We start from the raw sequence: 25008 nt of genomic DNA, 5'->3' as shown, positions 1-25008 counted from the left end.
CGGTGCCGGAACGTAGACACTGCGTAGCGACCAGTAGTGAGTAACGCAAACGTGACCCGGCGTCATGCGGTAGTTGTTGACGCGCGGCGTTAGACTCCCCGGTGGTCTGACCTCCAGGTCTTCCGCCGTGACCTGCGCACTTGCGCGGTGCACGCCCTCCCAACCGAGCCGACGAAGGATTCTGAGACCCGATGCAACTCCTCGCCGTACCGATGGCCTCCTCCGGAGGTGGCGGCATCACGCTGCTGCTGCCGCTGATCCTGATCGTCGGAATGATCTGGTTCATGAGCCGCTCCCAGCGCAAACAGCGGCAGCGGCAGGCCGACACGGTGGCCGCACTCACGCCGGGCACCAAGGTGATCACGACCAGCGGCCTGGTCGGCATCGTCGAGGAGACCGACGACGATTACGTGACGCTGGAGATCTCCGAGGGCGTACTGGTCCAGGTCGTCAAGGCCGCGATCGGCCGGGTGATCCCGGAAGAGGACACCTCCGCCGAGGCCGAAACCTCCACCGAGGCCACCGCCGCCGACGAGAGCGCCACCGCCGACGCCGACGAAGCGGCTGACGACGACGCGGCCAAGGTCGACGTACCGGATGCGGGTAAGGCCGGTGACAAGGCTGACGGCAAGGTCCAGGACACGCCGAAGCTGCCGCCGACGCACACCGAGAACTGATTCTTCCGTCCCAACGGCCTGCGGCGCGGCGTTCGGCGTCCACCTGACGGTGCGGCGCGCCCAGAAGTACAAAGGTTGAAACTGACGTGGCAACGAGTTCGACATCCCGCCCCGGGCGGAGCCTGATCGGCTTGCTGGTGGTCGTGGTTCTGCTGTTCGGGATCATGGCGCTGACCAAGACCTGGACGCCCAAGCTCGGGCTGGACCTGCGGGGCGGGACGACCATCACGCTGACCGCCAGCACCATCGACGGCAGCGGCAAGGTCACCGCCGACCAGCTGAACGAGGCCAAGAACATCATCGGCCAGCGGGTCAACGGCGCGGGTGTCGCCGAGTCCGACATCACCACCTCCGGGGCGAACCACATCAACGTGGCCGTTCCGGGCGCCACGAAGGAATCCCTGGTGTCGCAGGTCGGTCAGACCGCGCTGCTGTACTTCCGGATCGTGTACAGCGCGGACGCCGCCGCGCCGCAGCCCACGCCGACCCCGTCGACGACACCGAAGCCGAGCACCACGCCGAAGGCCAGTACGACGCCGAAGCCGAGCACGAAGGTGACGCCGAGCGCCACCATCAAGCCGAGCGCGACGCCGAACGGCCGGGCCTGGTCGAGCGCGCTCGGCGGGGCGACGCCGACGCCGACCCCGAAGGCCAGTACGACGCCGACCGCGAAGCCGAGTGCCACGCCGTCCGCGACGCCGTCGACACCGGCCGCTGGGGGAGACCCGCTGAGCTACACGCCGGACGCGGCCACCCAGGCGGCGTTCGCGGCGTTCAAGTGCGGTGACAAGGTGCAGGACTACCCGGACCGGGCGATCTTCTCCTGTGACCGCCAGGGCACCTACAAGTATCTGCTGGGCCCGGCGATCCTGAACGGCACCGACCTCTCGGACGCCTCCGCCGGCATCCCGCAGAGCGGTCTGCAGTGGCAGGTCGACCTGAAGTTCACGGGTGAGGGCGGCGACAAGTTCTTCAAGGCGACCACGGCCATCTCGAAGCGCGGCGAGGGCCAGAACCTGTTCGCGATCGTGCTCGACGGCGAGACCATCTCGACCCCGAGCGTGAACAACCCGATCCCGGGCGGCCAGGCGCAGATCACCGGTACCTTCACCGAGGCCGAGGCCCGCGACCTGGCGAACGTGCTGAAGTACGGCGCGCTGCCGGTCAAGTTCGACATCTCCTCGGTCGAGACCGTGTCGCCGCAGCTCGGTGGCGACCAGCTCTCCGCCGGGATCTGGGCCGGCCTCGCCGGTCTGGCGCTGGTGGTCGTGTTCTGCTTCCTGTACTACCGCGGTCTCGGCCTCGTCGTGGTGCTCTCGCTCGGGGCCGCCGGCGTACTCACCGGAACACTGGTGATCCTGCTCGGCAAGGCGATCGGGTTCACCCTGTCGCTGGCCGGTATCGCCGGTCTGATCGTGGCCGTCGGTATCACCGCGGACTCGTTCATCATCTACTTCGAACGATTGCGCGACGAGGTCCGTGAGGGCCGCAGCCTGCGCTCCTCGGTGGAGACCGGCTGGGCTCGCGCCAAGCACACGATCATCGCCGCCGACTCGATCTCGCTGCTCGCCGCGCTGGTGCTGTACGTGCTGGCGATCGGCAGCGTCAAGGGCTTCGCGTTCACGCTCGGCCTGACCACGTTGATCGACCTGGTCGTGGTGTTCCTGTTCACCAAGCCGCTGGTCACGCTGCTGGCCCGGACCGACTTCTTCGGCCACGGGCACAAGCTGTCCGGGCTGGATCCGGAGCATCTGGGCGTCGAACGACTGCCCGGACAGACGAAACCGACGGCCCGGCCGCGCAGGACGCCGTCGACGCGCAAGCCGGTCGGAGGGGAGGTCTGATGTCGAAGCTCGGACAGATCGGTGCCAAGCTGCACCGCGGTGACGTCTCCTACGATTTCATCGGCCACCGCAAGTTCTGGTTCGGCCTCTCGATCGCCCTGGTCGTGATCTCGATGGGCGGCCTGTTCGTGCGCGGCCTGGCGCTCGGTATCGAGTTCAAGGGCGGCGTCGAGTACGAGGCCAAGGTCAAGGTCACCGACAACACCGTGCAGGACTTCGGCGACGCCGTGAAGGCGACCAACGCCAAGGACCTCGGCGACCCGGTCGTCACCACGATCAACGACGAGAAGGTCCGGGTCCAGACCAAGCCGCTGGCCCAGGCCGACATCGGGACGGTGCGCGCGGCGATCGCCAAGGAGGCCGGCGTACCGACCGAGCAGGTCACCTCGCAGCAGATCGGCGCCTCCTGGGGCCAGCAGATCGCCGACAAGGCGATCCTGGCGCTGATCGTGTTCCTGGTCCTCGTGTTCGGAGTGATCTGGCTGTACTTCCGGGAAGCCAAGGCGTCGATGGCCGCGATCATCGCGCTGATCCACGACGTCACGATCACGGTCGGTGTGTACGCGCTGATCGGCTTCGACGTCACGCCGGCGACGGTGATCGGCGTACTGACGATTCTCGGTTACTCGCTGTACGACACCGTCGTGGTGTTCGACAAGGTCCGGGAGAACACCCGCGGCATCACCGGGTCGAACCGCTACACCTACTCGGACGCGACCAACCTCGCCGTCAACCAGACCGTGGTCCGGTCGATCAACACCACGGTCACCGCCTTGCTGCCGGTGGGCGCGATCCTGGTCGTCGGCACGGTAGTGCTCGGCACCGGCCCGCTGAAGGACCTGTCGCTGGCGCTGTTCGTCGGTATCGCCGTCGGTGCGTACTCCTCGATCTTCATCGCTCCGTCGCTGCTCGCGGTCTTCAAGGAGCGCGAGCCGGGCATGCAGGCGCTGAACAAGCGGGTGACCGCGAAGAAGGCGCAGCTCGCTGCCGCTGCCGCCAACGCTGCTGCCCCGGTGGGTGTGGCGACGGCCGGTGCACCGGCGGGTGCCGCCGCGCGTTCCGACGTACAGGACACCCCGCGGCAGGACTCGTCGCGGAAGGCGGACCGGGCGACCGGGGCGGCTCCGACGCCGTCGTCGCGGCCGATGAAGGCGGCGGCCGCTGGGCGTCCGCAGCCGACGCGCAAGCCGCGGTCGAAGCGCGGTAAGTGATGCGGTCGCTCGAGCAGGTGCTCGCGGACGGAATCCGCGACATTCCGGACTACCCGCAGGCGGGGGTGGTGTTCAAGGACATCACCCCGCTGCTGGCCGACCACACCGGCTTCGGTCAGGTCGTGGAGGCACTGGCGGCAGCCGGGACAGACGACGACGGCCGGCCGGTCGTCGACAAGGTGGTCGGGATCGAGGCGCGCGGGTTCATCCTCGCGGCCCCGGTCGCGCTCGCGCTCGGCGCCGGGTTCGTGCCGGTGCGGAAGAAGGGGAAGTTGCCGGCGGCGACGTACGAGGAGTCGTACGCGCTGGAGTACGGCGAGGCGACGATCGAGGTGCACCAGGACGCGTTCGCTCCCGGTGACCGCGTCCTCGTCATCGACGACGTCCTGGCCACCGGCGGCACGGTCGAGGCCTGTCTGCGGCTGATCCGCCGCTGCGGCGCCGAGGTCCTCGGTACGGCGGTGCTGCTGGAGCTGTCCTTCCTCCCGGGCCGCAAGCGCCTCGAAGGCGAAGCTCTTACGGCCCTCCTCACGGTCTGAATTCGGGCAAACTCTCCGTCGCCGCGGGCTTACCCGGCGTGTTGTCCACAGGCGGTTCTGCCTCGATGGACGCTGGCCTCTAGACTGGTGCCCTGTCGGCGGAGGGACACAACGTGGGCGAAGACCCGGCGATGACATCTGCGGTGCCGGATGCCGTACCGCAGGAGCCGCCGCGCGCGCCGTCACCGGTGCGCCCGGCTCCCGTGTCGCCGCCGCCTGCGTCCCAGCCGCCGCGGATCGCGCCGGCCCGGGTCCGCGCCCGGCTCGCCCGCCTCGGCGGTACCCGGCACCCGAACCGGGCGCCGATGCTCGAGCCGCTGTTCCGGGTGGTCCGCGCGACCCACCCGAAGGCCGATCTCGCCATGATCGAGCGCGCCTACCGGACCGCGGAGAAGTACCACACCGGCCAGATGCGCAAGAGCGGCGACGCGTACATCACGCATCCGCTCGCGGTCGCCACCATCCTCGCCGAGCTCGGTATGACCGCGACCACGCTCTGCGCCGCGCTGCTCCACGACACCGTCGAGGACACGCCGTACACGGTGGAGGATCTGACCCGCGACTTCGGCGAAGAGATCGCCATGCTGGTCGACGGCGTCACCAAGCTCGACAAGGTGCGTTACGGCGAGTCCGCGCAGGCCGAGACCATCCGCAAGATGGTCGTCGCGATGTCCAAGGACATCCGGGTGCTGGTCATCAAGCTGTCCGACCGGCTGCACAACATGCGCACACTCGGCTCGCTGCGCCAGGAGAAGCAGGAGCGGATCGCCCGCGAGACGCTGGAGATCTACGCCCCGCTGGCACACCGGCTCGGTATGAACACGATCAAGTGGGAGCTCGAGGACCTGGCGTTCTCGACCCTGCACCCGAAGGTGTACGACGAGATCGTCCGGCTGGTCGCCGAGCGCGCGCCGTCCCGCGACGAGTACCTGGCGACCGTGATCGACCAGGTGCACGAGGACCTGCGGCTCGCCAAGGTGAAGGCGACGGTCACCGGCCGTCCGAAGCACTACTACTCGATCTACCAGAAGATGATCGTCCGCGGCCGCGAGTTCGGCGACATCTACGACCTGGTCGGCATCCGGGTCCTGGTCGAGTCGGTCCGGGACTGCTACGCCGCCCTGGGCATCATGCACGCGCGGTGGAACCCGGTCCCCGGCCGGTTCAAGGACTACATCGCGATGCCGAAGTTCAACATGTACCAGTCGCTGCACACCACGGTGATCGGCCCGCAGGGCAAGCCGGTGGAGCTGCAGATCCGGTCGTTCTCCATGCACCGCCGCGCGGAGTACGGCATCGCCGCGCACTGGAAGTACAAGGAGGACCCGTCCTCGGTCGCGCCGGCCACGCCGAGCACCGAGATCGGCGGGCCCAACGACATGCCGTGGGTGCGGCAGCTCGTCGACTGGCAGCGGGAGACCTCCGACCCGTCGGAGTTCCTCGACTCGCTGCGGTTCGAGATCAACAACGCCGAGGTCTACGTCTTCACCCCGCGCGGCGACGTGATGTCGCTGCCGACCGGATCGTCGCCGGTCGACTTCGCGTACGCCGTGCACACCGAGGTCGGCCACCGCTGTATCGGCGCCCGCGTCAACGGCCGCCTGGTGCCGCTGGAGAGCACCCTCGAGAACGGTGACGTCGTCGAGGTCTTCACCTCGAAGGCGCAGGGCGCGGGTCCGTCGCGGGACTGGCTCACGTTCGTCAAGAGCCCGCGTGCGCGGAACAAGATCAAGCACTGGTTCTCCAAGGAGCGCCGCGACGAGGCGATCGAGCACGGCAAGGACGCGATCGCGAAGCAGCTCCGCAAGGAGGGCCTGCCGCTGCAGCGCCTGCTGTCGCACGAGACCCTGACCGCGGTCGCGAACTCCCTGCGGTATCCGGACGTCACCGGTCTGTACGCCGCCGTCGGCGAGCAGCACGTGAGCGCGCAGGCCGTCGTACGGCGTCTCATCGAGACGTACGGCGGCGAGGAAGGTGCGGCCGAGGACCTTGCCGAGGGCATGCGACTGCCGGCCAGCAAGGAGCGGCGGAAGCGGACCGCGCGCGGCGACGCCGGTGTCATCGTCAAGGGCGCGACCGACGTGCTGTCGAAGCTGGCCCGGTGCTGCACACCGGTGCCGGGCGACGAGATCATCGGCTGGATCACCCGCGGTGCGGGCGTCTCGGTGCACCGGGCCGACTGCGCGAACGTGGAGAACCTGAAGACCCAGCCCGAGCGCATCGTCGAGGTCGAGTGGGCGCCGACGGCGCAGTCGGTCTTCCTGGTCGCGATCCAGGTCGAGGCGCTGGACCGGGCGCGTTTGCTGTCGGACATCACCCGGGTGCTGTCGGACTACCACGTGAACATCCTGTCCGCGGCCCTCACCACGACCCGCGACCGGATCGCGAAGTCCCGCTTCACCTTCGAAATGGGCGATCCGACCCACCTCGGCCACGTCCTGAAGGCAGTCCGCTCGGTAGAGGGCGTCTTCGACGTCTACCGCGTCACGCAGTAGCTCCTCCTGGCCGTTTGTGCGGCCGGGGGACACTGCGGGTATGAGGCGTGTCGGGCGGCGGGCGTTGTTGATCGCGGGTGCGGGACTGCTGGTCGGGTGTAGTGATTCGTCAGCTCAGAGTCAGCCGAGTGCAACACCATCCACTCCTTCATCTACCCCTTCACCGACTCCTTCATCGACGCCCAGTCCGCCGACCTCGGCCTCTCCACGGCCTACTCCGACTGTTGCCCTGCCCTCCGTGCAGAGCTGGGCGGCGGGGCCGGGGGAGATCCAGCCGCAGGTGAAGCGGCTCGCGGTGGCGGCGGTGGTGAAGCTCCTCCAGCCGACGGATACGCAGGCTGTGATCGAGGTGATCGACGCGCAGTACGGCGGCATCTTGAGCGACTCGGCCAGCGTGCTGGTGCCGTGCCGCGTGTACTCGATCAGACAGAACCGTTTGATCAGCGGCGGTACGACGGTCGACGTACGCCTGAGCAAGTCGTCACAAGGGACCTGGCGGGTGACCGCGACGCACCCGGCTCAACCCGGAGCACCGGTTGCGAGCCTCTCGACCGCCGCCCGGCAGGTGCTGGCCAGCGAGCAGATCCTGTTGCCGCCCGCATCCGCTGCGGACATCCGCTCCGGGCAGGTGCACGACAGCGTGCTCACCACGATGCTCGAGCTCGCGAAGACCTACCGGATCGGGGTCAGCGTGATCCGCTCCGGCCACCCGACCAACGTGTTCGGCACCAACCGCCCGAGCGATCACCCCCGCGGCCGGGCGTTCGACACCTGGCAGATCGACGGCCACCCGGTCGTGTCACCGTCAACCTCCCGCGCGCTCATCACGTCGTACATGCGCGCCACCGAGTCCCTGGGCTCCTACAACGTAGGCGGCCCCTACCAACTCTCCGGTACGGCGTACTTCTCCGACCAAACCCACCACGACCACATCCACGCCGGCTTCCGCACCTAGCCCCACCGCACTCGCCCAGCGCCCGCCGCTGAGTGTGAATTTGGTGGGTAGACCCATCAGGTCGGGGGTTCTGCACCCTGGACCACGGTCCAGAACCCAGCACGGCATGGGTCTACCCACCAAATTGGTGGGTCAGCCCACGAAATTGCGGACGGTCGGGAGTGGGGAGCGGGTTAGTCCCATTCCCAGGTGATTCCTACTGTGCCGGGGTCTGCGGAGGGTTCGATGACGTGGACGCGGCCGTCGGGGGTGAGCATCAGGTCGCGGTGCAGCAGGTTCGGGCCGGAAGTATGGCGGCGGCGGATCTCGTGGACGCGGACCGGCAGCGCGGCCCGGTCGAACTGCACCTCCAGCACGTAGTGCATCCCGCCCCACTCGCTGAATCGCTGGTACTCCGTCGCGGGCAGCCCGGTGCGGTCCTCGATCTCGTAACGCACGACGGCCGTCTCGCCGACCGCGAGGACCCGGTCGAGCAGCAGCTCCCCGAGCATCGCGCCGGCCTCGGGGGAGCGGGCGATCCGGCCGGTCCGGCAACCGCTCAACGCCCGCAAGGCGAGCTGCTCGGCGTCGCAGCCAGGCTCGCCCTGGTGCGCGATGATCAGCCGATCCACCGGCTGTACGGCGACCACGCTCTGGATCACCCGCCGGCAGTGCGCGCTCCGATCCGCGCCCATCCGGACCTCTTCGAGAACGGTGACGTTGCGCAGCCGGCCGTGGGCGTCGCGGCGGAGCCGGTCGAGCAGCCGGGTGAGCGCCTCGGCGTAGTCGACGACGGCGTACGGCTGGGGCGTCGTCTCCGGTTCGGTGCGCGCCGGAGGGATCCGTCCGGTCAGCCAGCCGGGCGGCACCTGTAGGAGGTCCTCAAGGGCCCTCACGATCGCCAGTGAATCCTCGCAGGGGACCCGGCGGCCGCTCTGCCAGGTGCTGAGCGTCGCGACCCCGACGTGCAGTCCGCGGTCGGCCAGATGGGTCCGGATCCGGTTGAGGGCCAGCCCGCGGCGGGCGATCGCCTGCCGCAGCGCCTCCGCGAACGACGCTTCCGGGGTCACCGCACGGACTTCGACCGGCTTGATCATGGGCCCACGCTCCTTCAGGGCAGCAGTGTAAACATTCACAGCACCCGCTGACACTGCCTCATCACGCATCGTTCACGCGCCGTTGCCGTTCACACCCCGGATCCGAGTTCTTGCCGCGCCGTGGTCCCGTCCCGACGATGGACTCCGCCCACCCCGCAGTACCTCTTGAAGGAGGACTCATGCGCAGGCTCCGCTCTAGGCCTCGTCGCAGTTGGTCGTTGCTCCTGGCCACATTCCTCGGTTTGGTGACGCTGGCACCGCTCGCTCCGCCGGCCTCGGCCGCGCCCAGCAGCTACTACCTGAACGTCACCGGCCAGGCCCAGCAGAAGTCGAACTGGTGCTGGGCCGCGAGCGGCAACAGCATCGCCGCGTTCTACGGCCGCACGTACTCGCAGAACCAGTTCTGCAACCTTGCCTTCGGCTACTCCATGAACGGCACCTGCCCGAACAACCAGGCCACGCTCGGCAACGACCAGAACGCGTTCCGGGCGATCGGGATCAGCGCCGGCAGTTACGTCTCGTCCACGCTCGCCTTCAACACGCTCGTCACCGAGATCGCCGCCGGCCGCCCGGTGATGACGCGGATCGGCTGGACGTCGGGCGGCGGCCACATGATGGACATCATCGGGTACGACGCGTCCGACTCGACGATCGAGTATTACAACCCGTGGCCGGACGACCCGCGCTACAACTACTCGTCCTACAACTGGTACCGGTCCAACTCGCAGTTCACGTGGACGCATTCCCTGTACCGGATCGGAGCCTGACATGCGCCGCCCGAAGAACGTCCTGCTCCGCTGCGCCGCCGTACTCGCTGCCGGTCTCGGTTTCACGTTCGCTGCTGCCGGTCTCGCCGGTGCGGCGGGTCCGCAACCGGTCGCGCCGGCCGAGTTGTCCAAGGCAACCAATGCCGCGCGTTCGTCCGAGGCGCTGAGCCTGCTCGGCAAGGCCGGAGGTACGGCGAAGGCCGCGGCGAGCGTCGCGCGGGACACGCAGCCGATCTACGCGCTCAACCCTGCTTTCGTGCGGGACGCGTCGGCGCCGGTCGCGACCTTCTGGTACGCCGCAACCACCGCAGCGCAAGGTGGTCGGACGTTGACCGTCTTCACCACGCCCGACGCGAAGGGCGCCTGGCATGCCGTCAACGTGGCCTCGGGCAACACCGAGGCGCGGATGGTGTCGGCTGCCGCAGGTTCGCTCGTCTTCACCGAGCCTCAGCTCGGTGCCTGGTATGCCCTCTCTGGGACGCAGGTGCGACCGCTCAACCAGTCGGCCGTCAAGTCGATCGGGGCCCGGCCGATCACCGTCACCGCGTACCAGGAACTCGTCTCCGACCGCTACTCCGACAAACTCCCTGGCACCCAGTACAACGACGTCGGCATGGCCGGCGGCTACGACCCCTCCAGCTCGGCGACCGCCGCCGCTGAAGGTAACACCCACCTCGTGCTGATCACCGCGTCCGGTGGCGTGCTTGTGCTCGCACTCCTGGTGCTCGCCCGCCGCTACTCCCTCAAGGCCCGCTACAACGACTGACCCCTCCGGCCGTCGGTCGTCGGCGCCGGGGATGATCCCGCCGTACCGGACTGGTTGCCACCCGGGCGCCATGTCCCCGCCGGGGCGTGCGGGGTCCGTTCCGCCCGGTTCGCCGTACTAATCCATTGGTGCGGCGGGCCGGGTGGTTGGGAGCATGGGCGAATGCCTTTCCCGGATGAGCTCGGTCCTGCGATAGCCGTCGTCGACTACAACCCGGACTGGCCGTCCGAGTTCAAGCACCTCGCCGGCCGATTGCATGCTGCGGTAGGCGATCGGGCTGTCGCCATCGACCACATCGGCTCCACGTCCGTCCCCGGTCTCGCCGCGAAGAACTGCATCGACGCACAGATCCGCGTACCCGCGCTCGCTCCGGATCTGGTCGATCTCCTCGAGTCCGCCGGTTTCCGCTGCCGCCCCGAACCGTGGAACCACACTGAAACGTCGTACGGACAGGCCTGCGAAAAGCTCGTCTTCGCCCCACCGGTGGGAGAACGCGCCACCAACGTCCACGTCCGCGTCACCACCGGCCCGAACACCCGCTATGCCCTGCTCTTCCGCGACTACCTCCGTGCCGACCCAGAAGCCCGGCAGGCCTGGGGCGCCTTCAAACAACGCCTCGCCCAATCCGTCCCCGACCTCGCCGACTACGGCCAGATCAAAGCCCCCGCCACCAACCTCCTCATGACCGCCGCCGAACACTGGGCAACCCAAACCACCTGGACCATCCCCTGATCACCAGCGCCGCGGCAGGCGGGGCTGTTGGCACAAGAAGCTGCCGATGGCCAGCTCGAGGGCTGGGTAGGAGCCCCAGAGGTCTGTTCGGCGTACGGAGATGATGTGCCAGCCCAGGGCGTCCAGTTCGGTACGGCGGGTTTCGTCCTTCAGCTGTTGTTTGGTTGATGAGTGCCACTGGTCACTGTCGTACTCCAAGCCGAGCCGCCGGTCGTCCACAGGCAGATCCGGATATCCCAGGTCCAACCGATACGTCCGGCCGTTGCCTTCGACGGGGACCTGGAGTTCGGGGCGGGGGAAGCGGGCGTCGAACAGCCGCAGCCGGAGCCACGATTCACCCGGCGACTCAGCACGCCCGTCAGCGATCCGCAGGAGCTGAGCCGCCTGCGACATGCTGTCCTCCGCGAAGTAGGCGGCTGATGCGGTCACGAGATCGCTCATCGGCATACCGGCATGGAGCAGCCCGTCCACTGCCGACAACGCGAAGGGTCGTGGAAGGCGTGTGGCCAACTCGATCGCCGTAGCAGCCGGCGTGGTGACCCTCAGCCCCTGGATCTCCACGGACGGGCGTTCGGCGAACGTCCATTCGGGACGAAAGGGGTCCGGGGCGAGCGCGGTGGAGTCGATGCCGTGCAACCAGGCGGCTGCTCGACCGCACACCGTCGCCCCCGACGGTACGACGAGGTGTAGCGCGTCGGCCCTCAGCGCGATGGTTTCCGGCATCCGCACATCGACGTACACGCCGCCTATCAACTGCCGGATCTCACCCCGTGCCAAGAGCCACTGGAGCTTGCGCCCTACCTGATGCGCACGAAACGGGATGCCGCAGAAGTACAGCGGCAAGTCAGCAGGAAACATCCGCAAAGCATCCCTGAATCCGACAATCCCTGCGGAAAGTTATCCACAGGCCCAGGCTGAGCCCGCCTAGGCCGCGTATTCACCGACGAGGAACCGCTCACCTACTGACAGCGCCACGCAGACCGGACGGGTTGCAGCGAGTCTTGGACGAGGACCGTGGGAGCTGAGGTTCGGGGTGCTGGGAGTGCGGAGGTGCGCCGGGCACGATCGGACCTCGCGTCCTGCCAGCGGTGGGAATGAGCCACCACAGTCAGCTTCACCCACTACGGGTCCGCACAACCACGTGGCGGTCGCATGGGTGGGTGGGAGCGGGGCGTAGCACGGCGACGAAGGAGCCGCGCGTAGCACCGCGTGGGGGTATTAGCTGAAGTCGGTTAGGGCGTTTTGGGCTTGGGTTAGCCATTCTCGGCGGGCGGCGATGGCTTCTCGGGCTTCGGTGGCCTTGCGGGTGTTGCCCTGGGTCTCGAACTTGCTGGCCTGCTTCTCCAGGTCTGAGATCAATGACTGGAGTTGCTTGACCGTTGCCTCGGCGCGGGCGCGGGCCTCGGGGTTGCTGCGGTTCCAGACCTCGTCCTCGGCTGCCTTCACGGCCTGCTCGACGGCACGCAGGCGTCCGTCGACGGCGCGCATCGAGTCCCGCGGGACCTTGCCGATCTGGTCCCAGCGGTCCAGGTAGTCCCGGAGCTGCTCTCGCGCCGACTTCGCGTCCGACACCGGCAGGATGGTCTCGATCTCGGCCAGCAGCGCTTCCTTGGCCCGCAGGTTGTCCACCTGCTCGGCGTTCTCCTCGGCCTGTACGGCGTCCCGCGCGCCGAAGAACAGGTCCTGCGCGGCCCGGAACCGCGCCCACAGCTTGTCGTCCACCTCGCGTGGTGCCGGCCCGGCGGCCTTCCACTGCCGCATCAGGTCCCGGAAGCGCCCGGAGGTCGGGCCCCATTCGTTCGACGAGGCGAGCGTCTCCGCCTCGGCGGCGAGCCGCTCCTTCACCAGGGCGGCCTCTTCACGCTTGGAGGACAGCTCCGCGAAGTGCTGCTTGCGATGCCGCGTGTACGTCGTACGCGCAGAGGAGAACCGGTGCCAGAGCTCGTCGTCGCTGGACTTGTCGAGCCGGGGGAGTGCCTTCCACTCGTCGAGGAGCTCGCGCAGCCGGGTGACGCCGTGGCGCCAGTCGGTGCCGGCCGCGATCGTCTCGGCCTCGGTGGCGATCTTGGTCTTGGCGGAGCGCGCTTCCTCGACCTTGGCGGCCCGTTCGGCCTTGCGCCGTTCACGCTGCTGCGCGACCAGGGGAGTGAGCGCCTCGAGGCGGGTCAGCAGGCCGTCCAGGTCGCCGACGGCCTGGGCGTCCTCGATCGCGCCGGTGACCTTCTTGACCGCGGCGCGGGCGTCGTCCGGAGACACCGTGCCGGCCTGGACCCGCTGCTCCAGCAGCTCGACCTCGAATGCCAGCGCGTCGTACCGGCGGGTGTAGAAGGCGAGGGCTTCCTCGGGGTTCGCGTCCGGCCACTGGCCGACTGCCCGTTCACCGTCCTTCGTCCTGACGAAGACCGTTCCGTCCTCGGCTACCCGGCCCCAGTTCTCTCCGGCCACAACTCGCCCCTTCCGGCGGTATGCACTGCGCTCGTGCCCATTCTGGTCAGTCCCCGGTCCAACCGCGCGGACAGGGCCCGCCTGGGCGCGTCGAGCTGCCTTCTCGACGCTCAAGTCTTCGACATGCGAAGGCTTATCCCTGAACAATCACAAACTCCCAGCTCAGGCGCAACGGGGTTGCATCACAATCCGGTTCGAAGTACGGCGAACGACCCGGGTAACCTTGGTAGGTCCCGAACCCCGTTCCAGGAAGGTCTGCCGTGCTCATCGCCGGGTTCCCCGCGGGATCGTGGGGTACGAACTGCTACGTCGTCGCCACCGGCCAGGGCGCGGAATGCATCGTCGTCGACCCCGGTCAGGACGCGACCGACGGCGTCGTGCAGGTGGTCCGGGAGAACAAGCTGAAACCCGTCGCGGTGCTGCTCACGCACGGTCACATCGACCATATGTTCTCGGTCCTCCCGGTCTGCGGGACGTACGACGCGACCGCCTGGATCCACCCGGACGACCGGCACCTGCTCGCCGACCCGATGGCCGGGATCAGCCCGGAGACGGCGCGGATGCTGCTCGGCGGCGATCACACCTTCGCCGAGCCGGACGACGTCGCCGAGCTGAAGGACGGGCAGTCCCTGGAGCTCGCGGGACTGAACTTCACGGTCGACCACACCCCGGGTCACACCCGCGGGTCGGTCACCTTCACCACGCCGTACGACGGGCCGGAAGATGTGCCCGCGGTGCTGTTCTCCGGTGACGTGTTGTTCGCCGGGTCGATCGGCCGGACGGATCTGCCGGGCGGCGACCATCCGGCGATGCTGCATACGTTGGCCACCAAGATCCTGCCGATGCGCGACGAGATCGTCGTCCTGCCGGGTCATGGTGGCCAGACCACGATCGGCCGGGAGAAGGCGACCAACCCCTACTTGCAGGACCTGGAGATACCGAACTTATGAGCAAGGTGACCCCTCTGAGCGGGTTTCCCGAATTCCTACCGTCGGACAGGATCGTCGAGCAGCAGTTCCTCGACGTGATCCGGGAGACGTTCGAGCTGCACGGTTTCGCGTCGATCGAGACCCGTGCGGTCGAGCCGGTCGAGCGGCTGTCCAATCAGGGCGAGGACGCCGACAAGGAGATCTACGGCGTACGGCGGCTCGCGGCCGGCGCGGACGAGGACGCGGCCCTCGGCCTGCACTTCGACCTGACCGTGCCGTTCGCCCGCTACGTGCTGGAGCACAGCGGCAAGCTGGTGTTCCCGTTCCGGCGCTACCAGATCCAGAAGGTGTGGCGCGGTGAGCGCCCGCAGGAGGGCCGGTACCGCGAGTTCACCCAGGCGGACATCGACATCATCGACAGCGGCGAACTGCCGTTCCACTACGAGGTCGAACTGCCGCTGGTGATCGCGGACGCGTTCCGGAAGCTGCCGATCCCGCCGTTCCGGATCCAGGTGAACACCCGGCAGATCCCGGAGGGCTTCTACCGCGGCCTCGGCATCGAGGACATCACCGGAACGCTCCGGATCGTCGACAAGCTGGACAAGATCGGCCCGGACAAGGTGACCGACCTGCTGACTACGGCCGGCCTGTCCGCGGAGACCGCGAAGCAGGTGCTGCGGCTGGCGGAGATCTCGTCGACGGACGCGTCGTTCGCGGATCAGGTACGGGCGCTCGGCGTACAGCACGAGGTCCTCGACGAGGGCCTCGAGCGGCTGTCGCAGATCATGACCGCGGCGAACGAGCACGCGCCCGGTCTGCTGGTCGCGGACCTGAAGATCGCCCGCGGTCTCGACTACTACACCGGCACGGTCTACGAGACGCAGCTGATCGGCGACGAGGGCTACGGGTCGATCTGCTCCGGCGGGCGGTACGACTCGCTGGCGTCCGACGGCAAGACGACGTACCCCGGTGTCGGGATCTCGATCGGTGTGTCGCGGCTGGTGCACCGCTTGATCAGCAAGGGATTGCTGACCGCCAGCCGCCGTACGCCGACGGCTGTGCTGATCGCGCTGAACTCGGAGGACGACCGGGCCGAGGCGATGCGGACGGCGATCCAGCTGCGCGGGCGGGGGATTGCGGTGGAGGTGGCGCCGGCTGCGGCCAAGTTCGGCAAGCAGATCAAGTTCGCCGATCGCCGCGGTATCCCGTTCGTCTGGTTCAGCACCGAGAACGGGCCCGAGGTGAAGGACATCCGCAGCGGCGAGCAGGTGCCCGCGGACGCCGCCACCTGGGCCCCGCCCGCCGAAGACCTACGACCAAGTGTCAACACGCAAGAGGAGAACTCGTGATCCGTACCCATTCCGCAGGCTCGTTGCGCGCGGAGAATGCCGGCCAAACCGTGATTCTGGCGGGCTGGGTGGCGCGGCGACGCGATCACGGCGGCGTGGCGTTCATCGACCTGCGCGACTCGACCGGCACCGTCCAGGTCGTGATCCGCGACGAGGACGCCGCGCACGGCCTGCGTTCGGAGTACTGCCTGAAGGTCGTCGGCGAGGTCTCGCCGCGCCCGGAGGGCAACGCGAACCCGAACCTGCCGACCGGCGAGATCGAGGTCATCGCGACCGAGGTCGAGGTGCTGAACGAGGCGGCGCCGCTGCCGTTCCCGGTCGAGGAGCACCACGCGACGCCGGTGAACGAGGAGATCCGGCTCAAGTACCGGTACCTCGACCTGCGCCGCCAAGGCCCGGGCTCGGCGCTGCGCCTGCGCAGCGAGGTGAACAAGGCCGCCCGCGAGGTGCTGTCGAAGCACGACTTCGTCGAGCTCGAGACGCCGACGCTGACAAAGTCGACGCCGGAAGGCGCGCGCGACTTCCTGGTCCCGGCCCGCCTGCAGCCGGGCAGCTGGTACGCGCTGCCGCAGTCGCCGCAGCTGTTCAAGCAGCTGCTGATGGTGGCCGGTATGGAGCGGTACTACCAGATCGCCCGCTGCTACCGCGACGAGGACTTCCGCGCCGACCGGCAGCCGGAGTTCACCCAGCTCGATATCGAGATGAGCTTCGTCGACCAGGACGACATCATCGCGCTGTCCGAGGAGATCCTCACCGCGCTCTGGAAGCTCGTCGGGTACGACGTGCAGACACCGATCCCGCGGATGACGTACGGCGAGGCGATGGCGCGGTTCGGCTCCGACAAGCCGGATCTGCGGATGGGCCTCGAGCTCGTCGAGTGCACGGAGTACTTCAAGAACACGCCGTTCCGGGTGTTCCAGGCGCCGTACGTCGGTGCCGTCGTGATGCCGGGTGGCGCCGACCAGCCGCGTAAGCAGCTGGATGCGTGGCAGGAGTGGGCCAAGCAGCGGGGCGCTCGCGGACTGGCCTACGTGCTGGTCGGTCAGGACGGCGAACTCGCCGGGCCGGTCGCGAAGAACCTGTCCGAGGAGGAGCGCGCGGGCATCGCCGACCACGTCGGCGCGAAGCCGGGCGACTGCATCTTCTTCGCCGCGGGTCCGGTGAAGACGTCGCGGGCGCTGCTCGGCGCGGCCCGGCTGGAGATCGGCCGTCGCGGCGGTCTGATCGACGAGTCGACCTGGTCGTTCGTGTGGGTCGTGGACGCGCCGCTGTTCGAGCCGGCTGACGACGCGACCGCCGCGGGAGATGTCGCGGTCGGGTCCGGCGCGTGGACCGCCGTACACCATGCCTTCACGTCGCCGAAGCCGGACTCGCTGGAGACGTTCGACACCGACCCGGGGTCGGCGCTGGCGTACGCGTACGACATCGTCTGCAACGGCAACGAGATCGGCGGCGGGTCGATCCGTATCCACCGCGAGGACGTGCAGAAGCGCGTCTTCAAGGTGATGGGCCTGACCGACGAGGAGGCTGGCGAGAAGTTCGGGTTCCTGCTCGACGCGTTCAAGTTCGGCGCGCCGCCGCACGGCGGGATCGCGTTCGGCTGGGACCGGATCACGGCGCTGCTGGCCGGCACCGAGTCGATCCGCGACGTGATCGCGTTCCCGAAGTCCGGCGGCGGGTTCGACCCGCTGACCGCGGCGCCGGCGCCGATCACGCCCGAGCAGCGCAAGGAAGCCGGCGTCGACGCCAAACCGGAGCCCAAAGACAAGTAGGGGTTGAGCAACCCTGGGGTTTGGAGGAAACTGGCGGCGTTGTGAATAGGCTTGGTTAGCTTTTCACGACGACCGCCCCTCCTACCGCCCCAGGAGTTGTTCAATGCGTCGTTTTCTCATAGCTGTACTCGCCTGCCTCGGTCTGACGGCAGGTGCCTTGGTCGCCGCGTCACCCGCGTACGCGGCCGTTTTCCAGACGTACGGCAGCGGCGTCAACGTCCGCGCCGACGCCTACCTGTCCTCCGCTGTCGTCGGCACGTTGAGCGGTCCCACCTCGATCGACGTGGACTGCCAGAAGAGCGGCGACCTGGTCAGCAACTCGGACGGCACCAGTTCGTGGTGGGCCCATGTGCCCGCGCTCGGCGGCTACGTGACGGTCGTGTACGTCGCGATTCCCGAGGACAAGCTGCCCGGCGTACCCGAATGCGGTTCCGAGCCGCCGCAAGACGGTGACATCACGCTGGCCGACGTACAGGCGATGTTCGGCAGCCGGATCGCCAACCCGTCGCTCGTCGAGACCGGTCTGCCGTCGCTGAACCAGGCGATGCGGGACGCTCAGATCAACACGCCGTACCGGAAGGCGGCGTTCCTCGCGACGCTCGTGCACGAGTCGCGGCTGGAGTACAACATCCGCGAGATCGGCGACACCCGGCCGTACGGCGGGCGCGGGTACATCCAACTGACCGGTGACTTCAACTACGGGCCCGCCGGCCAGTACTTCGGGATCGATCTGCTCGGCAACCCGGACCTGGCGATGTCACTGGAGTGGAGCGCGCCGATCGCCCGCTGGTACTGGACCGTTGCCCGCGACATCAATCCGTACGCCGACGACCTCGACATGGGCCGCGTCAACGCCGCGATCGGCTACCCGGCCGGCGCCGAGGACCAGCGCCGCTGCGACTCCTTCAAGGCCGCGGTGAACTACCTGACCGGCTCCGTCCCGTCCGGCGTCATCTGCACCCGCCCGTCCCCCCTGAACGGCGACACAACCAAGCTGACCCGCACCCAGTTCGAGGCCCTCGCCTCCTGACTCAGGCGTAGCTCAGCAGAGCCGTCCCAAGGGCGCGGACGACCTCCTCTTCGCGGAGGTCCCGCGCCTGCGGGGCATGCTCGGTAATCGCGGCTCCGACCACGCCGGTGAGGCCCTCGATCAGCTCCAGCACGCGGGCGACCGAAGGCCCCGCCGGAGTGGAGTACCCCACCGAGGCGAACTCGGCCGGATCCAGCACGTCCAGGTCCAGATGCACGTACAGCGGCCCCTTCAAGCCCTCGACGGCCGCCTCCAGTTCGTCCACGCGAAGGTTCTTCCTGCGCAGGTACTCCTGCTCACAGTCATCCACCACCCGGACGCCTGCGAAGACCACCTGCTCTGGCGTCAGCACGGTCTTCGGCGTCAACGCGGGCGGCCCATCGCCGAGCAGCGTGCGCACCACCATCCCGTGAAACGCGCCCGAGAAGGGATCACCCGGCCCGTAGACGTCTGGATTGGCGTCGATCCACAGCACCTTCAGGTCCGCGCCGTACCGCTCGGCCGCCGCCGAGATCGGCACCAGGTCGACCGCACAGTCCCCACCCGCGGTCAGGACGAAATCGTCGATCTTCTTCAGGGCCGCCTCGGTCGCACGCTGAACAGCGACCAAAGCGTCGGCGGCCCGCACCCCGCCCGCCATCGGCCCATCGAACTCCGGCACTTCAACCGTCACCACCCGATCAGCCGGCACCAGCTGAGCCGTCCGACGAGCCCCGTCCGCGAGAAACCGCGCGGACCCGGCCGCAGACCCCTGCCATTGCGGCACACACAACACAGTCGACATGAAGCAAACCTAGATCGGTTGCACGCGCACAGGTAGTCGGTGCGGTGCAGGCCGTCCGGCTCTCATACGCCGTACCCTCCGCCGGGCGTGATCGGCCCGCCACTCTTTCGGCAGCGGCCGAGAGTACCTAGGCTCGTTGGGGTGAGCGGTGTACCGGTGGAGTTGTTGCCGCATCTGCGGCGGGCGCGGGATGTTGCCGATCGCAACTATGCGGAGCCGCTCGACCTGGCCGCGCTGGCGGCTGCGGCGGGTGTGTCGAAGTACCACTTCCTGCGGTGTTTCGCGGCGACGTACGGCGAGACGCCGATGCAGTACGTCACCCGCCGGCGGATCGAGCGCGCGACGGATCTGCTGCGGGCGACCAACCTGACCGTCACCGAGGTCTGCGGGATGGTCGGCTACAGCAGCCTCGGGTCGTTCTCGCAGCGATTCACCGAGCTGGTGGGGATGACGCCGACGCAGTACCAGCGGACGCAGGCCGGCGCACGGATCCCGGGGTGTTTCGTGTTCATGCTGGGACTGAACTCAGCAATTCCGGAGAAGCCGGCGGGACAGTCCGGGGCCTAGCGTCGTACCGAACGCAACGATGAGGAGCTGCCGTGATCACCAACATCAGCCTGATCAGTGTCTTTGTCGACGACGTCGACGAAGCGAAGGCCTTCTACACCGAGAAGCTCGGGTTCGTGCTGAAGAACGACGTGAGCCTGCCCGACTTCCGTTGGTGCACCGTGCACCACGCCGACCACCCGGAGCTGGAGCTGCAGCTCGCGCTGCCGGGGCCGCCGCTGGACGAGGAAGCAACCGCGGCGATCAGGCGGATGATGGCGAAGGGCACCATGCACGGCTTCGGCATCGCCACCGACGACTGCCGCAAGACGTTCACCGAACTCACCGCCAAGGGCGTCGAGTACATCCAGGAGCCGTCGGACCGCCCGTACGGCGTGGAAGCGGTACTGCGCGACAACTCGGGCAACTGGCTCGTGCTGGTCGAGCAGCGCCCGTACACCGCGGAGGACTTCAGCTGAGCGCGGCGGCGAGACTGTTGGCGTAGCGGATCAGCTCCTCGTCGGAGGGACCGGCCGGAGGGCTTTCGACGACGACAACGATGCTGCCGCTGGTGACGCCGCACTGCCTCGTCAGGAATCTGCCCAGGATCGATGATCCGCAGTAGCCGGTCCCGATCTCGTCCACGTCGTAGTCGCCGATCGCGTCCTTCACCCGGTCGCTCGAGCCGAAGACCCGCACGTTGTGCAGTTCGCGCTCCTGGCCTTCGCCGGTGCTGTACCGCCCGGACACCTCCCAGTCGAAGTCCAGCGAGGCGAGCGGCGAGACATACGGCTTGCTGTCGGGGTCCAACCGCAGTTCGCCGACGGTGGCGGGCCACTCCGTGGGCGCCGCAACCTTGGGCACCTTGTGCGCGAACGGTCCACTGCCGAACCGGCCGAGCGCGACCACGGTCACCAGCAGGAGGACAAGCACCGCCGCGATCAGTGCCGCGACCACCACGCCGGTCCTGTTGCGGCCGGGCCGGGGAGGCGCCGGGGGCGCGTAGGACGGGACGTTGTCTGGGGAGGACATGCCACAACTGTCTTGCAACGCAGGGTCACCGGTGCGGCACCGTTGTGGCATGGTGAGCGGGTGGAAATCTCCGTGGACCCGGTCGGCCTGACCCCGCCGTACGAGCAGGTCCGCTCGCAGATCGAGGCGTTGATCCGCGCCGGCGAGCTGGCGCGGGGCACCCGGCTGCCGACCGTGCGCCAACTGTCGCTGGACCTCGGGCTGGCCGTGAACACCGTCGCCCGCGCCTACAAAGAACTGGAAGCCGACCACCTGGTCGAGACCCGCGGCCGCAACGGCACCTTCGTCCTGGCCTCCCGCAGCCAGATCAACGACGCCACGACCCATGCCGCGGCCGTCGCCTTCGCCCGAGCCGCGCACAAAGCGGGCCTGTCATTGGCCGAAGCGACCCAGATCCTCACCCACGCCTGGTAGGCGTGCAGATCACGTCGCCTCTGAGCTCGCCTTGCTGAGAGAGGACCTGAAGGCCGTTTGCTTCCAGCTCGGCGCGGAGGGCCTTCGGACGTAGGTGGCGGCGGTGGGGGAGGTACCAGGTGTTGTCGAGTTGTACGGCGTCGTCGGCTGGTTCGGTGGATCGCTCGTAGCAGATGCCGGTGGTGGCGTCGTACCGGAAGTCGTCTTCGTAGACGCGGTCCGAGTCGTACATGGCTGTTGAGAGGACGTAGTGGCCGTTGGGCTTCAGGCGGTCGCGTACGGCGGCCAACACCGCGGCACGGTCGGGGTCGGTGACGATCGACTGGAGGCAGTAGCTGTCGAGGATCACGTCGTACTGCTTGCTTCCGACCGGCATCGCGCACACGTCCTGCACGCTGAAGTTGACGGTCACACCTCGCTCCTGCGCGAACCGGCGGGCGAGGGTGATCGCTTCCGGGATCAGGTCGATCGCATCGACGCGGAACCCACGTGCCGCGAGAAAGCACGCGGCCGGTCCGGTGCCACACCCGTACTCCAGCACCTCACCCGACGCAGGCAGCCGATCGAGAACACTCTCGAGAAAGACCCGGTTGGGGAAGTCGTCGAACGTCCAACTCTCACCGAAGAGATCGTTCCACTGCGTCATACCTTCTCGCCCGAGCCGCCGATAGGCCGCCTGGTGCTCGGCGTAGTAATACCGCACCCCGCTTACTATGTCTCGCCGCCGTACGCCCGCTCCACCCAATTACGTACGCCGGCCGAGCTCTGGAGGACGGGCAGATGGACGAGGAGACCGAGCAGGCGCGCCGCCTGGCGGCCGAAGCGGAGGCCGCGCGCATCCAGTCGGAGACGGAGGACGCGAAGTCCGACCCCGCGGTGCAGGAGGAGTGGATCCGGCAGTCGAACCTGATCTACGGCGGACTGGCCGCCGCCGGACTGGTCGTCGTCCAGCCGTTCCTGACCACCTCCCCGCTGGATCTTGCCGCGACGATCTGCGTTGTCGCGTTCGCGGTCTCGATCCCGTTGCTCGCGGCGCTCCTGGTGCTCAACCGGCAGGAGGCGTTCCGACGCCAGGTGTCCAGATCCCACCTGGTGAGCGTGGCCAAGGCGGCCGCGGAAGGGTCCGCGTTCGTCGGCCTCACCGCGGCGTTCTGGCACATCTCGACGATCGCCGGCATCACGTTCCTCGCCGTCGGCATCTTCGCGGTCGGCGTCCACTCCGCCGGCTACACAAAACTCGAGTACGACGGCAACTTCCGCTCCCGCTTCTCCCGCCGCAAGCCACCGGCCCGCTGAGGTATCAGCGGGCGCCGACCCGGGGTCCGGGTTGGTAGCGGTGTTCGTTGGGGGCGCCGTCTCCCCGAGTCCACCCTCCCCGAGTCCATCGAATCCCGCGGCGGCCGCACTGGCACCGGCCACTGAGCACACCAGATGGGGTCTGGGAACTAGCTATTGCCTGTTCCCAGACCCCGTCGCCTGTCCCGGGTTCCTGATCACCGTCGGCGGAAACGATTCCAAGAAAGTCGGGCCAACGTTGTAGTGAGGTATGTACACGCTCTCTTGGCGTTGCTAGATTCCGGGCTGATTTGACATCGATGTCAACCTCAGGGAGTGGTCGCGATGGTTTCGAGACGTGCGTTCCTGGCGGGCAGCGGTGCGGTGACGGCGGGTGGTTTCGGCTTGGTGCCGGGGCTCATGACGACAGCGCAGGCTGCAGTTTCATCGACGTCCGGCAGCCCCGCTCGGCTGCTGCCGGTGTTCAACCGCCCGAGACACCTGGATTACGGCGATGCGAGCAAGCTCAGCGGGGGAGACCAAACCCTGCTGACAACGTTGCAAGGCATCGTCAACCGTACTGAGCCCGAGTTGTACTTCCTGTACGACACCGGCACGGTGAGCGTGCCGGACGCCAAATGGCTGGCCGACATGCACCTGCCGACCAAGCTGTACAAGAACCCGCTGGACCTGGTCGCCAAGTACCGCAGCCGGATCCGCGGCGCGATCGTGCACGACCCCGACGTACCGGACTCGCTGAACGTGGCGACGACGCTCGCCGGACTCGAGAACGCGGTCGTCGCCGACGCGGACCAGGCGAAGGCGCACGGTCTGCGGATCGTGAAGGACCTGCGCGGGATGTTCGACGACGACGTCGTGAAGACGTACCGGTGGCAGTTGGACAACCTGTTCCCCAGGGTCACCCACAAGCTGCTCGCCGGCCTCCCGCCGACCCGCGTGGTCGACGTCGAGGGCGTGCAATGGCTGGAGATCGCCCGCGAGACCCAGCAGATCCGCGACTCGTCGAACCGCGGTACCTACAACCTCGACGTCTCCGCGAAGCTCGGTAAGGAGGCCGTGTTCGTCCGGTTCGCGGACTCGTTCACCGACGACGGCTGGGGCGCGTCGGTGCGCCACGTGTCCATCAAGGCCAACGACACCGTGATCGCCACCTTCGAGCCGGGCAGCCCGGAGGAAGCGCCGTACCTGTTCGACGGCTCGCACTCCTCGATCGGCGGCGAGGCCAACCGCTTCGCCGACGGCGGCAACTACTGGATCTACCGCATCGAACCACCGGCGGGTACGACGTCCCTCGTCGTGACCGTGGAGATGTGGAACCAGTACCTGGTCTCGGCGACCGACACGTCGCCGACCCGCATCGAACCGTTCGCGTACTTCCGCGACTACGTGGTGGCCACCAAGGCCCTGGTGAGCTGGCTGCCGCCGGGTGGTGCGACGGGCGAGCTGCTCATCGAGCACTACGCGAAGTACCCGACGCTGGCGCCGTACATGGGCTGGTTCGCGAACGACGTCTCCGGTGAGTGGGACGGCGTCGATCTCGCGAGCAAGGGCGGTTCGCCTGTGGTCGCGGCTGACTTCTACATGAACGGCACCGTGCACGCCGGCTTCACGGCGCCGATCTCCGACAAGCCCCGGCCGATACGCCGGATCGACAAACCGAAGAACAAGGTCTACCTGACCCTGACCTTCGGCGAAGGCGACAACATCCAGTACTGCCAGCGCCGGCTGCGCGAGATCTGGGACGACCCGAAACGCGGCCAGGTGCCGACGAACTGGACCATCAGTCCTCTGCTCGTAGAAACCGGACCCGGTCTCTACAGCTACTTCCAGCGCACGGCGACCGCCAACGACCTCCTGGTCTGCGGCCCGTCCGGCGGCGGCTACACGTACCCGGGTTCGTGGAAGCCTGCCGAGCTGACGGAGTACCTGAAGATGACCGGTGGCTTCATGCGCCGTACCGGGCTGGACGTGGTGTACGCGTACAGCAGCAGGCAGGACGACAAGTGGATCCTGCTGTCGGAGGAGATCGCCGGCGGGTTCGCGAAGTACACGCCGACCAAGGGGATCATGCAGACCTGGGACGGCGACCCGCTCACCGTCCGCCAAGGCGGTCTGCCGATCACCGGCCAGTGGGGCGCACCGGGTAAGGCCGCCGAGTTCAAGGCCGCGCTCGACCAGCGGATCGCCAACTGGGACGGTGCGAGCCCGCTGTTCATCTCCGGTGGGATCGGCGCCTGGTCGTGGGCGCCGTCCGACATGGCCGAGCTCGGCGCGCTGCTCACCGACCCGTACGAGCTGGTCCTCGCGAACAGCTTCTACGACCTGCTCAACAGGTTGCTGTAGGCAAAG

24 protein-coding genes are annotated in these 25008 nt (G+C 68.1%); 18 read left to right on the top strand and 6 right to left on the bottom strand.

The features are described from left to right. Window positions 1–191 precede the first annotated feature (191 nt). The 6 genes from yajC to OHB24_RS38015 all read left to right on the top strand — a co-directional run bounded on the left by yajC (window position 192) and on the right by OHB24_RS38015 (window position 7721). A complete protein-coding gene (yajC, locus tag OHB24_RS38040; protein WP_327635787.1) occupies window positions 192–677 on the top strand; it encodes a preprotein translocase subunit YajC in 486 nt (161 codons plus the stop codon). Window positions 678–763: 86 nt separating this feature from the next. Continuing rightward, on the top strand, window positions 764–2521 hold the full coding sequence (gene secD / locus OHB24_RS38035; RefSeq protein WP_442913938.1) for a protein translocase subunit SecD: 1758 nt from the start codon (window positions 764–766) through the stop codon (window positions 2519–2521). Further along, window positions 2521–3732, top strand: a complete 1212-nt coding sequence (gene secF, locus OHB24_RS38030; protein ID WP_327635786.1) for a protein translocase subunit SecF — start codon at window positions 2521–2523, stop codon at window positions 3730–3732. The genes secD and secF overlap by 1 nt, the downstream gene beginning before the upstream one ends. Beyond that, window positions 3732–4271, top strand: a complete 540-nt coding sequence (locus OHB24_RS38025; RefSeq protein ID WP_327635785.1) for an adenine phosphoribosyltransferase — start codon at window positions 3732–3734, stop codon at window positions 4269–4271. Before secF ends, OHB24_RS38025 begins: the two co-directional genes overlap by 1 nt. Window positions 4272–4402: 131 nt before the next feature. Next, window positions 4403–6766, top strand: a complete 2364-nt coding sequence (locus tag OHB24_RS38020; RefSeq protein WP_442913937.1) for a RelA/SpoT family protein — start codon at window positions 4403–4405, stop codon at window positions 6764–6766. A 238-nt stretch (window positions 6767–7004) separates the two neighbouring features. Beyond that, window positions 7005–7721, top strand: a complete 717-nt coding sequence (locus OHB24_RS38015) for a hypothetical protein (protein WP_327635784.1) — start codon at window positions 7005–7007, stop codon at window positions 7719–7721. A gap of 173 nt (window positions 7722–7894) precedes the next feature. Here the strand turns inward: OHB24_RS38015 and OHB24_RS38010 are convergent, their stop codons facing one another. Continuing rightward, window positions 7895–8797 carry a hypothetical protein gene (locus OHB24_RS38010; RefSeq protein ID WP_327635783.1) on the bottom strand — a complete coding sequence of 301 codons (903 nt, stop codon included), beginning with the start codon at window positions 8795–8797 and terminating at the stop codon, window positions 7895–7897. Between the two features lie 179 nt (window positions 8798–8976). On the opposite strand from OHB24_RS38010, the gene OHB24_RS38005 reads away from it, so the two are divergent. The 3 genes from OHB24_RS38005 to OHB24_RS37995 all read left to right on the top strand — a co-directional run bounded on the left by OHB24_RS38005 (window position 8977) and on the right by OHB24_RS37995 (window position 11062). Next, complete coding sequence (locus OHB24_RS38005; RefSeq protein ID WP_327635782.1) at window positions 8977–9564, top strand: papain-like cysteine protease family protein; 588 nt, start codon at window positions 8977–8979, stop codon at window positions 9562–9564. A gap of 1 nt (window position 9565) precedes the next feature. Continuing rightward, on the top strand, window positions 9566–10330 hold the full coding sequence (locus tag OHB24_RS38000) for a hypothetical protein (protein ID WP_327635781.1): 765 nt from the start codon (window positions 9566–9568) through the stop codon (window positions 10328–10330). A gap of 162 nt (window positions 10331–10492) precedes the next feature. Next, a complete protein-coding gene (locus tag OHB24_RS37995; RefSeq protein WP_327635780.1) occupies window positions 10493–11062 on the top strand; it encodes a GrpB family protein in 570 nt (189 codons plus the stop codon). Here the strand turns inward: OHB24_RS37995 and OHB24_RS37990 are convergent, their stop codons facing one another. Further along, window positions 11063–11920, bottom strand: a complete 858-nt coding sequence (locus OHB24_RS37990; protein ID WP_327635779.1) for a hypothetical protein — start codon at window positions 11918–11920, stop codon at window positions 11063–11065. Window positions 11921–12280: 360 nt separating this feature from the next. Then, window positions 12281–13507, bottom strand: coding sequence for a DUF349 domain-containing protein (locus OHB24_RS37985; protein WP_327635778.1), 1227 nt, complete (start codon window positions 13505–13507; stop codon window positions 12281–12283). A gap of 260 nt (window positions 13508–13767) precedes the next feature. Between OHB24_RS37985 and OHB24_RS37980 the strand changes: the two genes are divergently transcribed. From OHB24_RS37980 to OHB24_RS37965, 4 genes are all read left to right on the top strand, one after another. Next, window positions 13768–14457, top strand: a complete 690-nt coding sequence (locus tag OHB24_RS37980; protein ID WP_327635777.1) for an MBL fold metallo-hydrolase — start codon at window positions 13768–13770, stop codon at window positions 14455–14457. Then, the gene (gene hisS, locus OHB24_RS37975) at window positions 14454–15785 is read left to right on the top strand and encodes a histidine--tRNA ligase (protein ID WP_327635776.1); all 1332 of its coding nucleotides are present in this window, start codon (window positions 14454–14456) and stop codon (window positions 15783–15785) included. The genes OHB24_RS37980 and hisS overlap by 4 nt, the downstream gene beginning before the upstream one ends. Continuing rightward, window positions 15782–17557, top strand: a complete 1776-nt coding sequence (gene aspS / locus OHB24_RS37970; RefSeq protein WP_327635775.1) for an aspartate--tRNA ligase — start codon at window positions 15782–15784, stop codon at window positions 17555–17557. The genes hisS and aspS overlap by 4 nt, the downstream gene beginning before the upstream one ends. 103 nt (window positions 17558–17660) lie before the next feature. Then, window positions 17661–18587 (top strand): glycoside hydrolase family 19 protein, encoded by a 927-nt coding sequence (locus OHB24_RS37965; RefSeq protein ID WP_327635774.1) that lies wholly within the window; start codon window positions 17661–17663, stop codon window positions 18585–18587. A 1-nt stretch (window position 18588) separates the two neighbouring features. Here the strand turns inward: OHB24_RS37965 and OHB24_RS37960 are convergent, their stop codons facing one another. Beyond that, window positions 18589–19371: an arginase family protein gene (locus tag OHB24_RS37960; RefSeq protein ID WP_327635773.1), complete on the bottom strand. Its 783-nt coding sequence runs from the start codon at window positions 19369–19371 to the stop codon at window positions 18589–18591. Window positions 19372–19512: 141 nt separating this feature from the next. On the opposite strand from OHB24_RS37960, the gene OHB24_RS37955 reads away from it, so the two are divergent. Together OHB24_RS37955 and OHB24_RS37950 are read left to right on the top strand one after the other, a co-directional pair. Beyond that, window positions 19513–19938, top strand: coding sequence for a helix-turn-helix transcriptional regulator (locus tag OHB24_RS37955; RefSeq protein ID WP_327635772.1), 426 nt, complete (start codon window positions 19513–19515; stop codon window positions 19936–19938). Window positions 19939–19970: 32 nt separating this feature from the next. Next, window positions 19971–20396, top strand: a complete 426-nt coding sequence (locus OHB24_RS37950; protein ID WP_327635771.1) for a VOC family protein — start codon at window positions 19971–19973, stop codon at window positions 20394–20396. Here OHB24_RS37950 and OHB24_RS37945 read toward each other — a convergent pair. Continuing rightward, complete coding sequence (locus OHB24_RS37945) at window positions 20389–20949, bottom strand: hypothetical protein (protein WP_327635770.1); 561 nt, start codon at window positions 20947–20949, stop codon at window positions 20389–20391. The two genes, OHB24_RS37950 and OHB24_RS37945, sit on opposite strands and share 8 nt — an antisense overlap. A gap of 60 nt (window positions 20950–21009) precedes the next feature. On the opposite strand from OHB24_RS37945, the gene OHB24_RS37940 reads away from it, so the two are divergent. After that, window positions 21010–21363 carry a GntR family transcriptional regulator gene (locus OHB24_RS37940; RefSeq protein ID WP_327635769.1) on the top strand — a complete coding sequence of 118 codons (354 nt, stop codon included), beginning with the start codon at window positions 21010–21012 and terminating at the stop codon, window positions 21361–21363. Here the strand turns inward: OHB24_RS37940 and OHB24_RS37935 are convergent. Further along, a complete protein-coding gene (locus tag OHB24_RS37935; protein WP_327635768.1) occupies window positions 21347–22066 on the bottom strand; it encodes a class I SAM-dependent methyltransferase in 720 nt (239 codons plus the stop codon). The two genes, OHB24_RS37940 and OHB24_RS37935, sit on opposite strands and share 17 nt — an antisense overlap. A 77-nt stretch (window positions 22067–22143) precedes the next feature. On the opposite strand from OHB24_RS37935, the gene OHB24_RS37930 reads away from it, so the two are divergent. Further along, window positions 22144–22659 carry a hypothetical protein gene (locus OHB24_RS37930; RefSeq protein ID WP_327635767.1) on the top strand — a complete coding sequence of 172 codons (516 nt, stop codon included), beginning with the start codon at window positions 22144–22146 and terminating at the stop codon, window positions 22657–22659. 324 nt (window positions 22660–22983) lie between these two features. After that, window positions 22984–25002 carry a GxGYxYP domain-containing protein gene (locus tag OHB24_RS37925; RefSeq protein WP_327635766.1) on the top strand — a complete coding sequence of 673 codons (2019 nt, stop codon included), beginning with the start codon at window positions 22984–22986 and terminating at the stop codon, window positions 25000–25002. Window positions 25003–25008 lie beyond the last annotated feature (6 nt).

The organism is Kribbella sp. NBC_00482, from assembly GCF_036013725.1.
GTDB lineage: Bacteria > Actinomycetota > Actinomycetes > Propionibacteriales > Kribbellaceae > Kribbella.
The sequence above is the reverse complement of the archived record's forward strand: the minus strand, read 5'-3'. Positions and strand labels throughout refer to the sequence as shown.